15 protein-coding genes and 1 tRNA gene are annotated in these 14942 nt (G+C 69.1%); 5 read left to right on the top strand and 11 right to left on the bottom strand.

Features of this window, described 5'->3' with window-relative positions; genetic code table 11:
* Positions 1-4: 4 nt before the first annotated feature.
* The 6 genes from miaB to ACODTB_RS04125 all read right to left on the bottom strand — a co-directional run bounded on the left by miaB (position 5) and on the right by ACODTB_RS04125 (position 4299).
* Positions 5-1429: a tRNA (N6-isopentenyl adenosine(37)-C2)-methylthiotransferase MiaB gene (miaB, locus tag ACODTB_RS04100; RefSeq protein WP_488929115.1), complete on the bottom strand. Its 1425-nt coding sequence runs from the start codon at positions 1427-1429 to the stop codon at positions 5-7.
* A gap of 91 nt (positions 1430-1520) precedes the next feature.
* Positions 1521-1955, bottom strand: a complete 435-nt coding sequence (locus ACODTB_RS04105; protein WP_291120515.1) for a hypothetical protein — start codon at positions 1953-1955, stop codon at positions 1521-1523.
* A gap of 37 nt (positions 1956-1992) precedes the next feature.
* Positions 1993-2637, bottom strand: a complete 645-nt coding sequence (locus ACODTB_RS04110) for a class I SAM-dependent methyltransferase (RefSeq protein WP_291120513.1) — start codon at positions 2635-2637, stop codon at positions 1993-1995.
* 18 nt (positions 2638-2655) lie between these two features.
* The gene (locus ACODTB_RS04115) at positions 2656-3216 is read right to left on the bottom strand and encodes a YaeQ family protein (RefSeq protein WP_291120512.1); all 561 of its coding nucleotides are present in this window, start codon (positions 3214-3216) and stop codon (positions 2656-2658) included.
* 179 nt (positions 3217-3395) lie between these two features.
* Positions 3396-3472, bottom strand: a tRNA-Met gene (locus ACODTB_RS04120).
* Positions 3473-3510: 38 nt separating this feature from the next.
* On the bottom strand, positions 3511-4299 hold the full coding sequence (locus ACODTB_RS04125; protein WP_291120510.1) for an enoyl-CoA hydratase: 789 nt from the start codon (positions 4297-4299) through the stop codon (positions 3511-3513).
* 144 nt (positions 4300-4443) lie between these two features.
* Here ACODTB_RS04125 and ACODTB_RS04130 point away from each other — a divergent pair, with 144 nt between their 5' ends.
* Genes ACODTB_RS04130 through paaK form a run of 3 tightly spaced genes read left to right on the top strand, consistent with a single transcriptional unit; the run spans position 4444 to position 6976 of the window.
* On the top strand, positions 4444-5241 hold the full coding sequence (locus tag ACODTB_RS04130; RefSeq protein ID WP_291120508.1) for an enoyl-CoA hydratase-related protein: 798 nt from the start codon (positions 4444-4446) through the stop codon (positions 5239-5241).
* 2 nt (positions 5242-5243) lie between these two features.
* On the top strand, positions 5244-5684 hold the full coding sequence (paaI, locus tag ACODTB_RS04135) for a hydroxyphenylacetyl-CoA thioesterase PaaI (protein WP_291120506.1): 441 nt from the start codon (positions 5244-5246) through the stop codon (positions 5682-5684).
* On the top strand, positions 5681-6976 hold the full coding sequence (gene paaK / locus ACODTB_RS04140; protein WP_291120504.1) for a phenylacetate--CoA ligase PaaK: 1296 nt from the start codon (positions 5681-5683) through the stop codon (positions 6974-6976). The genes paaI and paaK overlap by 4 nt, the downstream gene beginning before the upstream one ends.
* A gap of 265 nt (positions 6977-7241) precedes the next feature.
* Here the strand turns inward: paaK and ACODTB_RS04145 are convergent, their stop codons facing one another.
* From ACODTB_RS04145 to ACODTB_RS04155, 3 genes are read right to left on the bottom strand one after another with little or no spacing between them, the layout of a single operon-like run.
* Positions 7242-9053 (bottom strand): M61 family metallopeptidase, encoded by a 1812-nt coding sequence (locus tag ACODTB_RS04145; RefSeq protein WP_488929116.1) that lies wholly within the window; start codon positions 9051-9053, stop codon positions 7242-7244.
* Positions 9050-9763 (bottom strand): DsbC family protein, encoded by a 714-nt coding sequence (locus ACODTB_RS04150; protein WP_291120718.1) that lies wholly within the window; start codon positions 9761-9763, stop codon positions 9050-9052. Before ACODTB_RS04150 ends, ACODTB_RS04145 begins: the two co-directional genes overlap by 4 nt.
* Positions 9764-9812: 49 nt before the next feature.
* Positions 9813-10982, bottom strand: coding sequence for an FAD-dependent monooxygenase (locus ACODTB_RS04155; RefSeq protein WP_291120720.1), 1170 nt, complete (start codon positions 10980-10982; stop codon positions 9813-9815).
* 78 nt (positions 10983-11060) lie between these two features.
* On the opposite strand from ACODTB_RS04155, the gene ACODTB_RS04160 reads away from it, so the two are divergent.
* Complete coding sequence (locus tag ACODTB_RS04160; RefSeq protein WP_291120722.1) at positions 11061-11936, top strand: MOSC domain-containing protein; 876 nt, start codon at positions 11061-11063, stop codon at positions 11934-11936.
* A 2-nt stretch (positions 11937-11938) separates the two neighbouring features.
* Here ACODTB_RS04160 and ACODTB_RS04165 read toward each other — a convergent pair whose 3' ends face one another.
* Positions 11939-12817, bottom strand: coding sequence for an N-formylglutamate amidohydrolase (locus ACODTB_RS04165; protein ID WP_291120724.1), 879 nt, complete (start codon positions 12815-12817; stop codon positions 11939-11941).
* Positions 12818-12820: 3 nt separating this feature from the next.
* Positions 12821-13804 (bottom strand): tripartite tricarboxylate transporter substrate binding protein BugE, encoded by a 984-nt coding sequence (locus ACODTB_RS04170; RefSeq protein WP_291120726.1) that lies wholly within the window; start codon positions 13802-13804, stop codon positions 12821-12823.
* 103 nt (positions 13805-13907) lie between these two features.
* Between ACODTB_RS04170 and ACODTB_RS04175 the strand changes: the two genes are divergently transcribed.
* A complete protein-coding gene (locus ACODTB_RS04175) occupies positions 13908-14807 on the top strand; it encodes a LysR substrate-binding domain-containing protein (protein ID WP_291120727.1) in 900 nt (299 codons plus the stop codon).
* Positions 14808-14942: the final 135 nt, after the last annotated feature.

Consider the following 14942-nt stretch of genomic DNA (forward strand, 5'->3'; position numbering starts at 1 on the left):
GCACTCAGTCCAGAAGCGCCGCGGAACCGGCTTTGCCGGGCCGCTGGGGCTGCCCCCTTGAGGGGGTCGCGCGCAGCGCGGCGGGGGTGATTTCCAGACTGCCGCGCAGCGAATGTGGGCGCGCCTCGGTGATGCGCACGTCGAGCATCTGGCCGAGCAGGCGCTCGGCCCGCGGGCCGCCGTCGAAGTTGACGATGCGGTTGCACTCGGTGCGGCCCATCAGCTCGAGTTCGCCGTTCTTGCCGGGGCGGCGCGAGCGGCCCTCCACCAGGATGCGCTGCACCGTGCCTTCGCGGCTGGCGCTGATGCGGCGCACGTTCTCCTCGATGACCGCCTGCAGGTGCTGCAGCCGCTTGAGCTTGACCTCGTGCGGCGTGTCGTCGGTGAGGTTGGCCGCCGGCGTGCCGGGGCGCGGGCTGAAGATGAAGCTGAAGCTGGTGTCGAAACCCACGTCGGTGATGAGCTTCATCATCTTCTGGAAGTCGTCCTCGGTCTCGCCGGGGAAGCCGACGATGAAGTCGCTGCTCATGGCCAACTCGGGCCGGATCGCGCGCAGCTTGCGGACGGTGCTCTTGTATTCCATGGCGGTGTAGCCACGCTTCATCGCCATCAGGATGCGGTCGCTGCCGTGCTGCACCGGCAGGTGCAGGTGGTTCACCAGCTGCGGGATCTTGCCGTAGGCCTCGATCAGGCGCGGCGTGAACTCGTTGGGGTGGCTGGTGGTGTAGCGGATGCGCTCGATGCCAGGGATCTCGGCCACGTACTCCAGCAGCAGGGCGAAGTCGGCGATCTCGCTGGTCTCGCCCATCGCGCCGCGGTAGGCGTTCACGTTCTGGCCCAGCAGGGTCACTTCCTTCACGCCCTGGTCGGCCAGGCCCGCGACCTCCACCAGCACGTCGTCGAACGGGCGGCTCACCTCTTCGCCGCGCGTGTAAGGCACGACACAGTAGCTGCAGTACTTGGAGCAGCCTTCCATGATGGACACGAAGGCCGAGGCGCCCTCGACCTTGGCCGGCGGCAGGTGGTCGAACTTCTCGATCTCGGGGAAGCTGATGTCCACCTGCGGCAGCGCCTGGCGCGCGCGCTGGTTGAGCAGTTCCGGCAGGCGGTGCAGGGTCTGCGGGCCGAACACCACGTCCACATAGGGCGCGCGCTTGATGATCTCGGCGCCTTCCTGGCTGGCCACGCAGCCGCCCACGCCGATCAGCACGCCCTTTTCCTTGAGGTGCTTGACGCGGCCGAGGTCGCTGAACACCTTCTCCTGCGCCTTCTCGCGCACCGAGCAGGTGTTGAAGAGGATCAGGTCGGCCTCTTCCACGTCCTGCGTGGGCTCGTAGCCTTGCGCGGCGCCCAGCACGTCGGCCATCTTGTCCGAGTCGTACTCGTTCATCTGGCAGCCGAAGGTTTTGATGAAGACTTTTTTGCTCATGGGGAATTCCGTTCGGGAAAGGGCGTCGCGCCGCGGGCGCGCGCCATGGGCGGGGCCGCGGCCATGGTGACCGCGGCAGGCGCCGGGGGACTCAGTTCGTGGTGCGGGCCGGCGCGCCGGCGGGCAGGGTCTGTTGCGACTCGAAGACGAAGTTGCGCTGCGTGCCGTAGCCCGGGCGCTTGACCTTCGCTTCGGCCTCGGTCAGCAGCCACACCTGGTGGACCTGACCGCGCTGGTCGAGGGTGTAGTTCACCACCAGTTCCTGGTTGACCAGGGTGGAAGACATCACCAGCTTGTTGGTGCTGTCGAGGATGCGCGCGCCCGGGGCGAAGCGCGTGGCGCGGTCGTCCATGGCCACCAGTGGTGGTTGCACCACCACCATGGTGCCGCGCAGCGCCTTGGCCGGGAACTCGCGTTGCACGGCCTGCGCGTGGGCGGCGCTGGCAGGAATCAGGAAAAGGGTGGCGGCGAGCGCGGTGCTCAGGCCGGCGAGGGTGGCCACGAGGGCGGGTCGGCAGCGGTTCATGGTATGTGTCCAGAGGCTGTGGGGAGGGGCGATTGTCTCACGCGGGGGCGGGGCGCTTGCGCATCAGAACCACGTTGGCGCCAGGCACTTCGCAGTGCCAGCCATGGTGGCGCGCAAGCCAGCGCAGCGTGGCCTCGCGGTAGAACACCACGTGGGTGGGGTCGCGGCGGTAGTGCCACTGCGCGAAGCGCGTGTCGTCGGTCTGGAAGCGCGTCATCAGCGCCAGCCAGCCACCCGGATGCAGCAGCGCGTCCAGGCGGCGGAACTCGGCAGCGGGGTCGTGGAAGTGCTCGGCCACCTCGGTGCAGGTGATGAAGTCGTGGCGGGTGGCCAGTGCGCCCGTGTCGGGGTGGAAGAACGGGTCGTACAGGGCCACCGTGTGGCCGGCCTCGCGCAGCAGGTCGGCCAGCACCGGGCCGGGGCCGCAGCCGTAGTCGAGCCCGCTGCACCCGGGCGCCAGGCGCTGCAGCAGCGGTGTGGCCACCTGGGCCAGGAAGGCGCGGTAGCCCGCGTCGTCGCCGGTGTTGCGGTGCAGTTCGTACTCGGCGCGTTCGGCCTCGGGCGAGGGCCGGTGTTCGGGGAACAGAAAGGTGGCCTCGCAGCACCCGCAGCGGCCATAGGCGCGCTCGCCGACGACCTGGAACGCCCGGCCCTCAAGGTTTTCGCAGACGGGGCAGCGCATGGCGCGAAGGCCGGCCGGCTATTTCCAGCGCACCGGCTCGATGTGCACGCTGCCGCGCTCGCTGGAGAGCGTGAGCGCGCCTTCCTGCACCGTGGCCTGCAGCTGCATGCTGCGCTCGGCGAGCTGGGCCAGCGCGGGCGCCACCTCGGTCGGCAGGCGCCAGGCCTGCAGGCGGTCGAGCCGCGTGAGTTTGCCCTCGATGCCGCGCCACCACACGTCGGCCGCGCTGCCGAATGCGTAGACGACCACCGCGTCGGCCTTGCTGCAGGCCTTGGCCAGCGGCTTGTCTTCCGGCTGGCCGACCTCGATCCACAGGCGCTTGCGGCCGGTGAAATCGGTCAACGAGACGTCCGGGTCGTCCGGGTCGGAGAGGCCGGCGCCGAAAGCCAGCGTGCCGTCGCCCCGGCAGGTGTCCTGCAGCTCGTGCGCGTGCAGCGCCATTGCCACCAGCCGGACCATCATGCGCTCGTCGGTCTCGCTGGGATGGCGGGCCAGGGTGAGCGCGTGGTCGGCGTAGTAGCCGTGGTCGATGTCGGCGATCTGCAGGTTTGCCTTGAAGATGGTGGACTTGATTGCCATGTGAGAAACACCCCCCGCGTCGCCTTCGGCGCCACCCCCCTCCAGGGGGGGCGACACTTCGGGCCGGCACAGCCGGACCCTCGGTGTCTCTGGCTGGCACCGCCACATGCGTTGCGCCGCGCAAATGGATTGAAATGAAAAAAGCGGGCCCCGTTGCCGGAACCCGCTTTTTGAGATGCTGGTGGCGATAGGTGGACTTGAACCACCGACATCAGCATTATGAATGCTGCGCTCTAACCAACTGAGCTATATCGCCAGCGAAGCGCGCATTATAGACAGTTTTTTTGGGGCGGCTCAGCGGTGCTGGAAAGCCGGCTTGCGTTTGTTGACGAAGGCGTCCATGCCTTCCTTCTGGTCTTCGGTGGCGAACATCGCGTGGAACAGGCGGCGCTCGAACATCACGCCGTCCGACAGCGAGCCCTCGAACGAGCGGTTCACCGCTTCCTTGGCCGCCATCACGCTGGGCAGCGAGAGCCCGCAGATCACCAGCGCCGCGCCCAGGGCCTCGTCCATCAGCTTGTCCAGCGGCACGACGCGGCTGACCAGGCCGGCGCGCTCGGCCTCGGTGGCGTCCATCATGCGGCTGGTGAGCACCATGTCCATGGTCTTGGCTTTGCCCACCGCGCGCGGCAGGCGCTGCGTGCCGCCCGCGCCGGGGATGATGCCCAGCTTGATCTCGGGCTGGCCGAACTTGGCGTTGTCGGCCGCGATGATGAAGTCGCACATCATGGCGAGTTCACAGCCCCCGCCCAGCGCGAAGCCGCTCACGGCCGCGATCACCGGCTTGCGGATGCCGCGGATGGTTTCCCAGTTGCGCGTGATGTAGTCGCCGTTGTAGACGTCGGCGAAGGTGTAGGTGGCCATCGCGCCGATGTCGGCACCGGCCGCGAAGGCCTTTTCGCTGCCGGTGACGATCATGCAGCCGATGCCCTCGTCCGCGTCGAAGGCCTTGAGCGCCGCGCCCAGCTCGTCCATGAGCTGGTTGTTGAGCGCGTTGAGCTGCTTGGGCCGGTTGAGCGTGACGATGCCCACGCGGCCTTCGGTGCGCACGGTGATGCATTCGGGTGGGGTGGCGGCGGTCATGGTGTCTCCTCGGGCAATGGCGTCGGGTTGAAAGCCCACCACTATATCGGTCCCGCCCTCCGGGAAAACATTAGCCGACCGATTGGTTGGTTAATGGTAAATTCCGATCCATCGCCCAACGACAACAGCAGGAGACCCGCCGACATGAGCAACAACGCCACCGTGGTGTACGAAGAGCGCGGGGCCGTGGCCCTGGTCACGCTCAACCGCCCCGAAGCCCTGAACAGCTTCACCCGACAGATGCACCGGGAGCTGTGGGCCGCGCTGGACCAGGCCGAGGCCAACCCGGCGGTGCGCGCGCTGGTGCTCACCGGCGCCGGGCGCGGTTTCTGCGCCGGCGCCGACCTGGCCGAATTCGATTTCGAGCCCGGCCCCGATCTGGTGAAGCGCGCCGACCCCGGCCCGGTGATCGAGCAGGCCTTCAACCCCACGGCGCGCCGCCTGCAGGGGCTGCGCATGCCCACCATCGCGGCCGTCAACGGCGTCGCGGCGGGTGCGGGCGCCTCGCTGGCCATGACCTGCGACATCGCCATCGCCGCCACCGGCGCGAGCTTCATCCAGGCCTTCAGCAAGATCGGCTTGATCCCGGACGCGGGTGGCAGCTGGTTTCTGGTCGAGCGCCTGGGCCTGGCGCGCGCCATGGCCCTGGCCCTGACGGGCGACAAGCTGCCGGCCGCGCAGGCCAAGGAATGGGGCCTGGTCTGGGACGTGTCCGACGACTGCGTGGGCGCGGCGCTGGCCCTGGCCGCGCGCCTGGCCACCATGCCCACCAAGGCCCTGGTGGTCACGCGCGGCCTGCTGCGCGATGCCGGCACGCGCACGCTGGACCAGCAACTGGACGTGGAGCGCGACACCCAGTCGGCCCTGGGCCGCACGCACGACTACATCGAAGGCGTGATGGCATTCCGCGAAAAGCGCCCGGCGCAGTTCAAGGGCGAATGAGGATGAGCCCCGAAGACAAGGCCCGCAAGGTGGGCGAGACCATGTTCGCGGTGGACACCGCGAGCAAGGACACCATGGGCATGGAGCTGCTGGCCTGCGAACCCGGCCGCGCCGTGATGCGCATGGCCGTGCGCCCGCTGCACCTCAACGGCCACCAGATCTGCCATGGCGGCTTCATCTTCACGCTGGCCGACTCCACCTTCGCCTTCGCCTGCAACAGCCACAACAGGAACGCCGTCGCCGCCGGCTGCGGCATCGAGTTCCTGCGGCCCGCGCACGCGGGCGACGTGCTCACCTGCGAGGGCGTGGAGCAGACCCTGTCGGGCCGCCACGGCATCTACGACATGCGGGTGAGCAACCAGCGCGGCGAAGTGGTCGCGATGTTCCGCGGCAAGAGCGCCGTGATCGCCGGCACCGTGTTTCCCGAGGACGAACAGCCATGACCACCTTTCCCCTCGAACCGATCGAAAAAGCCGGCATCGACGAACTGCGTTCGCTGCAGCTCAAGCGCCTGCAGGCCACGCTGCGCCACGCCTACCAGAACTCGCCGGTGTACCGCGCGAAGTTCGATGCCGCCGGCGTGCACCCCGACGACTGCCGCAGCCTGTCGGACCTGGCGAAGTTCCCGTTCACCACCAAGAAGGACCTGCGCGACAGCTACCCCTTCGGCATGTTCGCGGTGCCGCGCGAGCAATGCGCGCGCATCCACGCCAGCAGCGGCACCACCGGCAAGCCGACGGTGGTGGGCTACACGCTGAAAGACATCGACACCTGGGCCACGGTGATGGCGCGCAGCATCCGCGCCAGCGGCGCCCGCCCGGGCGATCTGGTGCACGTGAGCTACGGCTACGGCCTGTTCACCGGCGGCCTAGGCGCGCATTACGGCGCCGAGAAGCTGGGACTCACTGTGGTGCCTTTCGGCGGCGGCCAGACCGAGCGGCAGGTGCAGCTGATCCAGGACTTCCGGCCCGACATCATCATGGTCACGCCGAGCTACATGCTGGCGATCGCCGACGAGTTCGAACGCCAGGGCCTGGACCCGCGCGAGAGCAGCCTGCGCCTGGGCATCTTCGGCGCCGAGCCCTGGACCAACGACATGCGCCTGGCGATCGAACAGCGCATGGGCATCGACGCGGTGGACATCTACGGTCTGTCCGAGGTGATGGGACCGGGCGTGGCCAACGAATGCGTGGAAACCAAGGACGGCCCGACGATCTGGGAAGACCACTTCTACCCCGAGATCATCGACCCCGACACCGGTGAACCGGTGCCCGACGGCGAGCTGGGCGAGCTGGTGTTCACCAGCCTGACCAAGGAGGCGCTGCCCATCATCCGCTACCGCACGCGCGACCTCACGCGCCTGCTGCCGGGCACGGCGCGCCCCATGCGCCGCATGGAAAAGATCACCGGCCGCAGCGACGACATGATGATCGTGCGCGGCGTCAACGTGTTTCCCACGCAGATCGAGGAGCTCATCCTCAAGCGCGCCGAACTCAGCGCGCACTACCAGTGCGTGCTCACGCGCCAGGGGCCGATGGACGACCTCACCGTGGTGGTGGAGACGCGCTCGGGCCTGTCACCGGAGAGCGAGGAGGCCCAGGGGGCCGCGCGCCTGCTGCAGCACGACATCAAGGTGTTCGTGGGCAGCAGCGTGATGGTGCAGCTCAAGCCCGAAGGTGGTGTCGAACGCAGCCAGGGCAAGGCCAAGCGCGTTCTGGATCAGCGAGGGCGCTAGGGCCTGTTCACACTATTTTTTCAAGATGCGTTGCGGATCAAAAAGGCCATGCGCAAGGCGCGAAACGCAGACGGGCCGGTGGCCCGGCGAGGCTTCGCAACGCGGCGCATGGCCTTTTTGGCCGCAACCCGAAGGGAATGGGTTGAAAACAGCGCCACTCTTCGTTGCACTCCTAGGCCAGACATCCAGTCTGGCCGTCGTCGCGCGCCTCGATTGGCGCTGTTTTCAACCCACTCGCACTTGAAAAAAATAGTGTGAATAGGCCCTAGTTCAGCCAGCTGGCGAGCTTGGGCGCATCGCCCACCGCCAGCCGCACGGTGAAGGACTCGGTGGGCCAGTCCAGCGGCAGGCGCAGCAGGCGCTTGTCGCGCGAGACCAGCGCGGTCAGCCTGGCGCGCCGCGCGCGCAGGGGTGGCAGTTCGTCGAGCTTGTGGAGGCGCCAGGCCTCGGCCTCGCCGCCGCGCTGCTCGGGCGCGAACTCCACGCCCAGCCACTCGTCGTTCGCGGCCATGCCGGCGGCCTCGGCCGCGCCGCCGCGCAGCACGGTCTTGAGCACCACGCCGCCCCCGGTCTCGCTCACGCGCAGGCCGAGTTGCTGCGCCAGCGGCGCCTTGTCGTGCGAGACCTTCACACCGTGGTCTTGCAGCAGCGAGGGCAGGGGCAGCTCGTCGGTGCTGTGCACCCAGGCTGCGATCTCGCCTTCGTAACTGCGTTGGCCCAGGCGCTTGAGCGCACGCAGCACGTCGGCCTCGCGCATCGGGCCGCCTTCGCAGCGCTGCCAGAGTTCGCGCATCACCGCGTCGAGCGAGCCGTGGCCTTCGGTGCGCAGCGTGAGGTCCAGGCACAGCGCCACCAGCGAGCCCTTGGTGTAGTAGCTCACCGTCGCGTTGGGCGTGTTCTCGTTCATGCGGTAGTACTTCACCCAGGCATCGAAGCTGGCCTCGGCGACGGTCTGCACCAGGCGGCCCGGCGTCTGCTGCACCTGGTTGAGGGTCTTGGCCACCAGCTGCAGGTAGGTCGCGTCGTCGATCAGCCCGGCGCGGCGCAGCATGAGATCGTCGTAGTAGCTGGTGAAACCTTCGAAGAACCAGAGCAGCTCGGTGTGGTTCTCGCGGTCGTAGTCGTAGCGCGCGAACTCGGCCGGGCGCAGGCGCTTGACGTTCCAGGTGTGGAAGTACTCGTGGCTGATCAGGCCCAGCAGCGTGGTGTAGCCGTCCGTGGCCTTGAGGGGGGCGGGCTTTTCGCCCGGCGCGGGGGCGCGCGGCAGGTCGGCGCGCTGGCAGATCAGCGCGGTGGAGTTGCGGTGCTCCAGGCCGCCGTAGCCGTCGGCGCTGGCGTACAGCATGAACACGTAGCGCGAGAAAGGCGGGGGCTGCTGGCCGTGCCAGAAGGCGATCTGCGTCTCGCAGATCCTGCGGGTGTCTTCGATCAGGCGCTCGCCATCCATCCACTCGCCCGCACCGGCCACCACGAAGCGGTGCTCCACCCCGCCGGCGGTGAAGCTGGCGCTCCAGAAGCGGCCCATTTCCACCGGGCAGTCGGCGAGCTCGTCGTAACCCTCGGCGAGGTAGTGGCCGAAGCCCTGGGCGTCCACGGTCTGCGGCGTCAGGCCGGTGGCGACCTGCCAGCCGGCGGTGGCCTCGCTGGTCAACAGCTCCAGCGCGTGCGGCGTGTCCTCCTGGCCGAGCACGCGCAGGCACAGGCTGGTGGCGTTGAAGAAACCGCGCGAGGCGTCGAGGAAGGCGGTGCGCACCGAGGCGTCGAAGGCATACACCTCATACCGCAGTTCCAGTGGCTCGCCGGCCTCGGCCTGGGCCTGCCAGCGGTGTTTGTCGAGCTGCCTGAGGGCGACGGGTTGCCCGTTCTGCCAGGCGCGCAGTTGTTGCAGGTTCTGCGAGAACTCGCGCACCAGGTAGCTGCCCGGTATCCACACCGGCAGGGCCACGCGCTGGTTCTTCGCGGGCTGCTCGATGCGCAGCGTCACGGCGAACAGGTGGGCGTGCGCGCTGAGCACCGAGACGGTGTAGCGCACGCCTGCGTTGCGCGCGGCCTTGGCCGCCCTGGCGCGGGTGCTCAAGGCTTGGCTTCCGCGAGCTGTTTCTCGATCTGCTCGGCACCGATGGCGCCGGGCACGCGCGTGCCGTTGGCGAAGATGATGGTCGGGGTGCCGGTGATGCGGGCCTTCTTCCCGAACTCGAAGTTGCGCGCCACGGCGGCCGCGTCGCAAGTCGCCGAAGGCGGGGTCACGTCGCGCACCATCCAGTCGATGAAGGTCTTGCCCTTGTCCTTGGCGCACCAGATGTTGCGCGACTTCTCACCCGAGTCGGCGCTCAGGATCGGGTACAGGAACACGTGCACCGTCACGTTGTCGATCTTCATCAGGTCGCGTTCGAAGCGCTTGCAGTAGCCGCAGTTGGGGTCCTCGAACACCGCCAGCTTGCGCTTGCCGTTGCCGCGCACGATGGTGAAGGCGTCTTTCAGCGGCAGGTCCTTGAAGGCAATGGCGGTGAGCTTGTCCATGCGTTGCTCGGTCAGGTCCACGCGGGCCTTGGTGTCGATCATCGAACCCTGGATCAGGTAGTTGCCCTCGGCGTCGGTGTAGAACAGCTCGCTCTGGTTGACGCGCACCTCGTAGATGCCCGGCATGGGCGTCTTGCTGACCTCGTCGATGGCCGGCAGGTTGGGCAGGCGCTCGGCCAGGTTCTTGCGGATGGTGGCTTCCTGGGCGATGGCGGCCATCGACAGGGCGGCCAAGGCCGCGATCAGGAGGGATTTGAAGAGTTTCATCGTGGGAGCCTTGGAGGGCGTGCGGGATTCGAAAGGGTGAAAAGGGGCTTCAGAGGTGCGGCTGGCCCATGGCCTGGCGGGCGATCCAGCGCTTGAGCGGGCCGCTGCGGTCGAAGCCGTTCAGGCCCCAGTTGCGCAGCGCCTGCACACGGGAGTCGCCATGGGCGAACAGGCCGAACAGGCCGTCGGTGACCCAGCCCATGGCGCCCACTTCGGCGGCGCGCGCGCGCTCGTAGCGGCGCAGCAGCTTGAGGTCGCCCAGCTCGCGCCAGTACTCGCGCTGCTGCAGCACGCGCGCCAGCTCGGCGGCGTCGGCCAGGCCCACGTTCAGGCCCTGGCCCGCCAGCGGGTGCATGGCGTGCGCCGCGTCGCCGGCCAGCGCCACGCCGCCCTGGGCGGTGCGGGCGATCCAGCGTTGGGCGCGCGAGAGTTCGAGGGGCCAGGCCTGGGCGGGGCTTTCCATGTGCATGTGGCCCAGGGCCTGGGCGCAGCGCGCCTGCACGGCCTGGGTGAAGGTGGTCGGGTCGGCTTGCAGCCAGGCGTCGGCCTGCTGTGCAGGGACAGACCAGACCAGCGCCACGGAGTTCCCGAACGCGCCGCCCAGGGGCAGCAGGGCCATCACCTCGCCGTTGGAAAACCACTGCCGGGCGATGCCGCCGTGCGGCTGGTCGCAGCGCAGCCGCGCGGCCACCGCCTTGTGCGGGTAGGGGCGCACGTCGAATTCCAGGCCCAGCTCCGCGCGCGTCTGGCTGCGCTTGCCCTCGCACACCACCGTCAGGGCGGCGTTGGGCGCTTCGCTCACGCGCTCGATGCCGCCCTGGAAACCGATCGCGTCGGACAGGCGCTGCTCCAGCGCGGGCACGTCCACGATCCAGGTCAGCGCGTCCGCGCCCTGGTCGTCGGCCGAGAACTGCAGCTCGCCGCCGTCGTCGCCCCACACCTGCATGGCGCTCACCGGGGTGATGGGGGGCACGCGGTCGTCCTGCGGGTCGGCCTCGGGCCAGGCGCGCACCGAGCGCAGCACGTCGCGCGAGGCGGCGTTGATCGCGTAGGCGCGCACGTCGGGGGTGTCCTGCGGGCCGCGTGGCGCGCCGACCAGGGCCACGCGCAGGCGGTCGCGGGCCAGCAGCAGGGCCAGGGTCTGGCCCACTACGCCGGCCCCTCGGATGGCGACGTCGAAACGCCGGGCGGAGCCGGTGCGGGGGGCAGGGGAGTTCATGAGGGGGATTCTAGGAGCAGGGCACAATCCGGGCCTTCCCCCGGGCGATACCCGGTACTCCCATCCTGACCATCCACCATGAGTGCTGAACCCCTTGCCGCCGACGTGCAGGCCACCATCGCCCAGCTCTGGGTCTACCCGGTCAAGTCCTGCGCTGGCATTTCGCTGACCGAGGCCGAGCTGACCGACACCGGCCTGCTGTACGACCGCGCCTGGATGGTGGTGGACGCGGACGGCGAGTTCGTGACCCAGCGCGAGCTGCCCCGCATGGCGCTCATCCAGACCGCTTTCAAGATGGGCCAGCTGGTGCTGCGCGCCCCCGGCATGCTCGCGCTGCACCTGGCGCTGGACGCGGCCGAAGGCCCGCTCAAGGTGCGCGTGTGGGACGACGAGGTGCAGGCCTATGACATGGGCGATCTGGCCGCGCAGTGGTTCAGCGATTTCCTCGGGCAGCCCCTGCGCCTGGCGCGCTTCGACCCCGAGGTGCGGCGCGTGTGCAGTCTGAAGTGGACCGGGGGCCGCGAGGCCGTCACGCAGTTCGCCGACGGTTTCAGCCTGCTGGTGACCAGCACCGCGTCGCTGGACGAACTCAACAGCCGCCTGGGCGCGGCCGGCCACGGGTCGGTGGAGATGCTGCGTTTCCGGCCCAACGTCGTGCTGGCCGGCGTCGAAGCGCACGACGAAGACCGCGTGGGCGCGATGCGCATCGGCACCGGGGACGGCGCGTCCGCGCTGATCGAACCGGTCAAGCCCTGCGGGCGCTGTCCCATTCCCAACATCGACCCCGCGACCGCCACCTCCAGCCCCGAGGTGAACGACACGCTGCAGGTCTACCGGCAGGACCCGCGCCTCAACGGCGCCATCACCTTCGGCATGAACGCCATCGTTCTCGAAGGCGACGGGCAGGTGCTGCGGGTCGGTCAGCCTGTGAGCGCCGACTGGAAATTCGACTGAACTCAGCCCTGGGCTGATCGTGGCGGGGCGGCCTGCTCGTTCGCGTAGCGCGCCAGCGTGGCCGCCAGTTCGCCCAGGTCGCGCTGCACCGTGGCAAAACTGGCATTGCGCTCCCGGGTGATCTCGTCCATGTACACCGGGCGGCGGACCTCGATCTGCAGGCTGTGGCGCCGCTGCGCGGGCTGGCCGATGCGCGCGATCAGCTGCACGCCCTTGTACGGGTCGTTGCGGGCCACCGTGTAGCCGCGCGAGCGCAGTTCGCGCTCCACCAGGTCGACAAACGCCGGGTCGCAGGTGGTGCCGTCGCGGTCGCCGAGCACGAAGTCAGCCAGTGGGCGGGTGCTGCGGATCTGGAGCCGCTCGTAGGCGTTGTCGGGCATGGAGTGCAGGTTCAGGTGCCAGAGCGCGCCGAAGCGGTCCATGGTCTCGTCGATGCATTGCGACAGGGCCGCGTGGTACGGGCGGTAGCAGTGGGCGATGCGCGCCTGCACCTCCGCCACGGTGAGCCGGCGGCGGTAGATCGGCGTGCTGGCGTCGATGTTGCGCCACACCAGGCCGAACCCCAGGCGGGTCTTCTCGCTCGGGTTCAGCGGCGCCGGCCATGGGCCGTCGAGCAGGTCCGGGTCGAGGTCGTCCTCCGAGCGGTTGCAATCGATGTAGGTGCGGGGAAAGTGGGCCGCCAGCAGGCTGCCGCCCACCGAGGGCACCGCCGCCCACAGCGCGTCCACATGGGTGTCCTCGCCGCGCCGCAGCAGCGCCCGCGGCACGGCGTGGTCGTAGTCCGCCGGGTAGTTGGTGCCGCTGTGGGGCGAGTCGCACACCAGGGGCACGGGCGTGGCGACGGGGCGGTGCAGCGTGAACGGCGGCGCGTCGATCGGCATGCGTCAGTCCACCGAAATCTTGGCCATCTTGGCCACGCGCTCATAGCGCTCCATGGCCTGCTGGATCTGCTGGGCAAACGCCTCGGGTGTGCCGGGGATCAGCGTGGAGCCCGAGGCTTCCATCTGCTTGATGAACTCAGGGTGCTTCATGCCTTTGTGGATGGCGGCGTTGAGTCTGGCCACCACCTCGGGTGGCGTGCCTGCCGGCGCGACCACGCCGAACCAGCCGCCACCGCCCATCTGGGGGAATCCAAGTTCGCCGTAGGTGGGCACCTCCGGCAGCGAGGGCGAGCGCTTCTCGCTCAGCACCGCCAGCGCGCGCAGCTTGCCGGACTGGATGTTCGGCAGGGCCGACGGCAGGTTGTCCGTGATGGCGGTCACCTGGCCCGCCATGGCGTCGGTCATGGCCTGCCCGGCGCCCTTGTAAGGCACGTGCAACAGGTTCATCTTGGACAGGGCCATGAAGTGCTCGATGTTGGCGTGGCCCAGGGAGCCGATGCCTGGCGAGGCGAAGCTGTACTTGCCCGGGTTGGCCTGGGCCAGGGCGATGAACGCCTTCATGTCCTTGGCCGGCGTGGCGGGATGCACCGCGAAGACGCTGGGCGTGGTCGCCACGTTGGTGATGGGCGCGAAGTCCTTCACCGGGTTGTAGCGCAGCTTGTTGCCATAGACCGCCGGGTTGCTGCCGTGCGTGCTGACGGTGGCCATGCCCAGGGTGTAGCCATCGGCCGGCGCGCGGGCGACGAATTCCATGCCCGTCGAGCCACCGGCGCCTGCCTTGTTCTCCACCACGATGGACTGGCCGAGCTCGCGACCGCCGTATTCGGCCACCAGGCGCGCGGCCAGGTCGGTCGAGCCGCCGGGGGCGAAGGGCACGATCAGCTTGATCGGCCGGTTGGGGTAGGCGGTCTGGGCCTGGGCGGCAGCGCCCAGAACGAGCGCGGTGGTCAGGGTCAGCGCGGTGCGCAGCAGGGTTCGGGTGGTCATGTGAGGTCTCCTCCTCGAAGATGGGAGTCGAAGGGTAGGAAATCCGACCAAGGCGGGCAAACGACATTTTCGCCGTGTGCGATGACATGATGTAATCAGCCGCATGCGCATCCGAAGCCCGTCCCTGGTGGAACTGCACGCCTTCCTGGGCGTGGCCCGCCATGGCAACTTCCACCGTGCGGCCGACGAGCTTTGCGTGACCCAGGCGGCGGTGAGCCGCGCGGTGGCCCGGCTCGAGAAACACCTGGGTGTCCAGCTGCTGGATCGCGCGGCCAGCGGCGTGCGCCTGACACCGGCCGGCGCCGAACTGCGCCGCCAGGTGGAGGGACCCGTGGCCGCGCTGGAGGCCGCGGCGGGCCAGGTCAGGGCCCTGCCCGAAGCCCTGCGGCTGCGCCTGTCCGTGGTGCCCAGCCTGGGCAATCTCTGGCTGATGCCGCGCCTGGAGGATTTCCGGCACCGCCACCCCGAGGTCGACATCGAGTTCCGCCAGTACCACCACGACGAGGACTTCACGCGCGCGGACGTGGACCTGTGGGTGGCGCTCAAGGCGCGGGCCGGCAAGCACTGGCCCCGCCAGGTGGCGGCGCAATACCTCATCGGCCGCGAGATCGTGGCTGTGTGCGCGCCCGCGCTGGCGCAAGGCATCGACGGCGTGGACGCGCTGCTGAAGCTGCCCCTGCTGTACCACAGCAACTACCGCGACAACTGGGCCCTGTGGGCCGACGCCGTGGGCGGGCAGCTGCCGCCGCACTGGCGGGGGACGGGCTTCGACCTGGTCATGAACCTGATCGAAGCGGCCCGCGCGGGCATGGGCGTGGCGGTGGTCCAGCGCTGCATGGTGCAGGCCGAACTGGCCACCGGTCGCCTGGTCACCCCCGTGCCTGGCAGCGCCAACACCGGGCGGGGCTACTACCTGTGCCGCTCGCGTGCGACCGCCGGCTCCCGCGCGGTGGAGGCTTTCTCGCTCTGGGTGCGTGAACAGGCCCGGCGCGCGGGCGGCTGAGCGTTCGGGACGCTTCAGGGCGAGATATTCACCCATCAGTACAATCGACACCCGTTTCCCCTTGGCAGGACGAGGACAACGTCCTTACGTAACCCGGTACCTTCACCTCGGTTCGCAGCACTGCCAGACAGGCGC

It is taken from the genome of Hydrogenophaga sp. FG152 (genome assembly GCF_057809615.1).

What these genes read in the sequence shown, in the direction of transcription:
- ACODTB_RS04175 (WP_291120727.1), top strand. Translation starts at nt 13,908, where the DNA reads ATGCGCATCCGAAGCCCGTCCCTGGTGGAACTGCACGCCTTCCTGGGC.
- ACODTB_RS04160 (WP_291120722.1), top strand. Translation starts at nt 11,061, where the DNA reads ATGAGTGCTGAACCCCTTGCCGCCGACGTGCAGGCCACCATCGCCCAG.
- ACODTB_RS04165 (WP_291120724.1), bottom strand. Translation starts at nt 12,817, where the DNA reads ATGCCGATCGACGCGCCGCCGTTCACGCTGCACCGCCCCGTCGCCACG.
- ACODTB_RS04110 (WP_291120513.1), bottom strand. Translation starts at nt 2,637, where the DNA reads ATGCGCTGCCCCGTCTGCGAAAACCTTGAGGGCCGGGCGTTCCAGGTC.
- ACODTB_RS04115 (WP_291120512.1), bottom strand. Translation starts at nt 3,216, where the DNA reads ATGGCAATCAAGTCCACCATCTTCAAGGCAAACCTGCAGATCGCCGAC.
- ACODTB_RS04105 (WP_291120515.1), bottom strand. Translation starts at nt 1,955, where the DNA reads ATGAACCGCTGCCGACCCGCCCTCGTGGCCACCCTCGCCGGCCTGAGC.
- paaK (WP_291120504.1), top strand. Translation starts at nt 5,681, where the DNA reads ATGACCACCTTTCCCCTCGAACCGATCGAAAAAGCCGGCATCGACGAA.
- ACODTB_RS04155 (WP_291120720.1), bottom strand. Translation starts at nt 10,982, where the DNA reads ATGAACTCCCCTGCCCCCCGCACCGGCTCCGCCCGGCGTTTCGACGTC.
- paaI (WP_291120506.1), top strand. Translation starts at nt 5,244, where the DNA reads ATGAGCCCCGAAGACAAGGCCCGCAAGGTGGGCGAGACCATGTTCGCG.
- ACODTB_RS04130 (WP_291120508.1), top strand. Translation starts at nt 4,444, where the DNA reads ATGAGCAACAACGCCACCGTGGTGTACGAAGAGCGCGGGGCCGTGGCC.
- ACODTB_RS04150 (WP_291120718.1), bottom strand. Translation starts at nt 9,763, where the DNA reads ATGAAACTCTTCAAATCCCTCCTGATCGCGGCCTTGGCCGCCCTGTCG.
- miaB (WP_488929115.1), bottom strand. Translation starts at nt 1,429, where the DNA reads ATGAGCAAAAAAGTCTTCATCAAAACCTTCGGCTGCCAGATGAACGAG.
- ACODTB_RS04125 (WP_291120510.1), bottom strand. Translation starts at nt 4,299, where the DNA reads ATGACCGCCGCCACCCCACCCGAATGCATCACCGTGCGCACCGAAGGC.
- ACODTB_RS04170 (WP_291120726.1), bottom strand. Translation starts at nt 13,804, where the DNA reads ATGACCACCCGAACCCTGCTGCGCACCGCGCTGACCCTGACCACCGCG.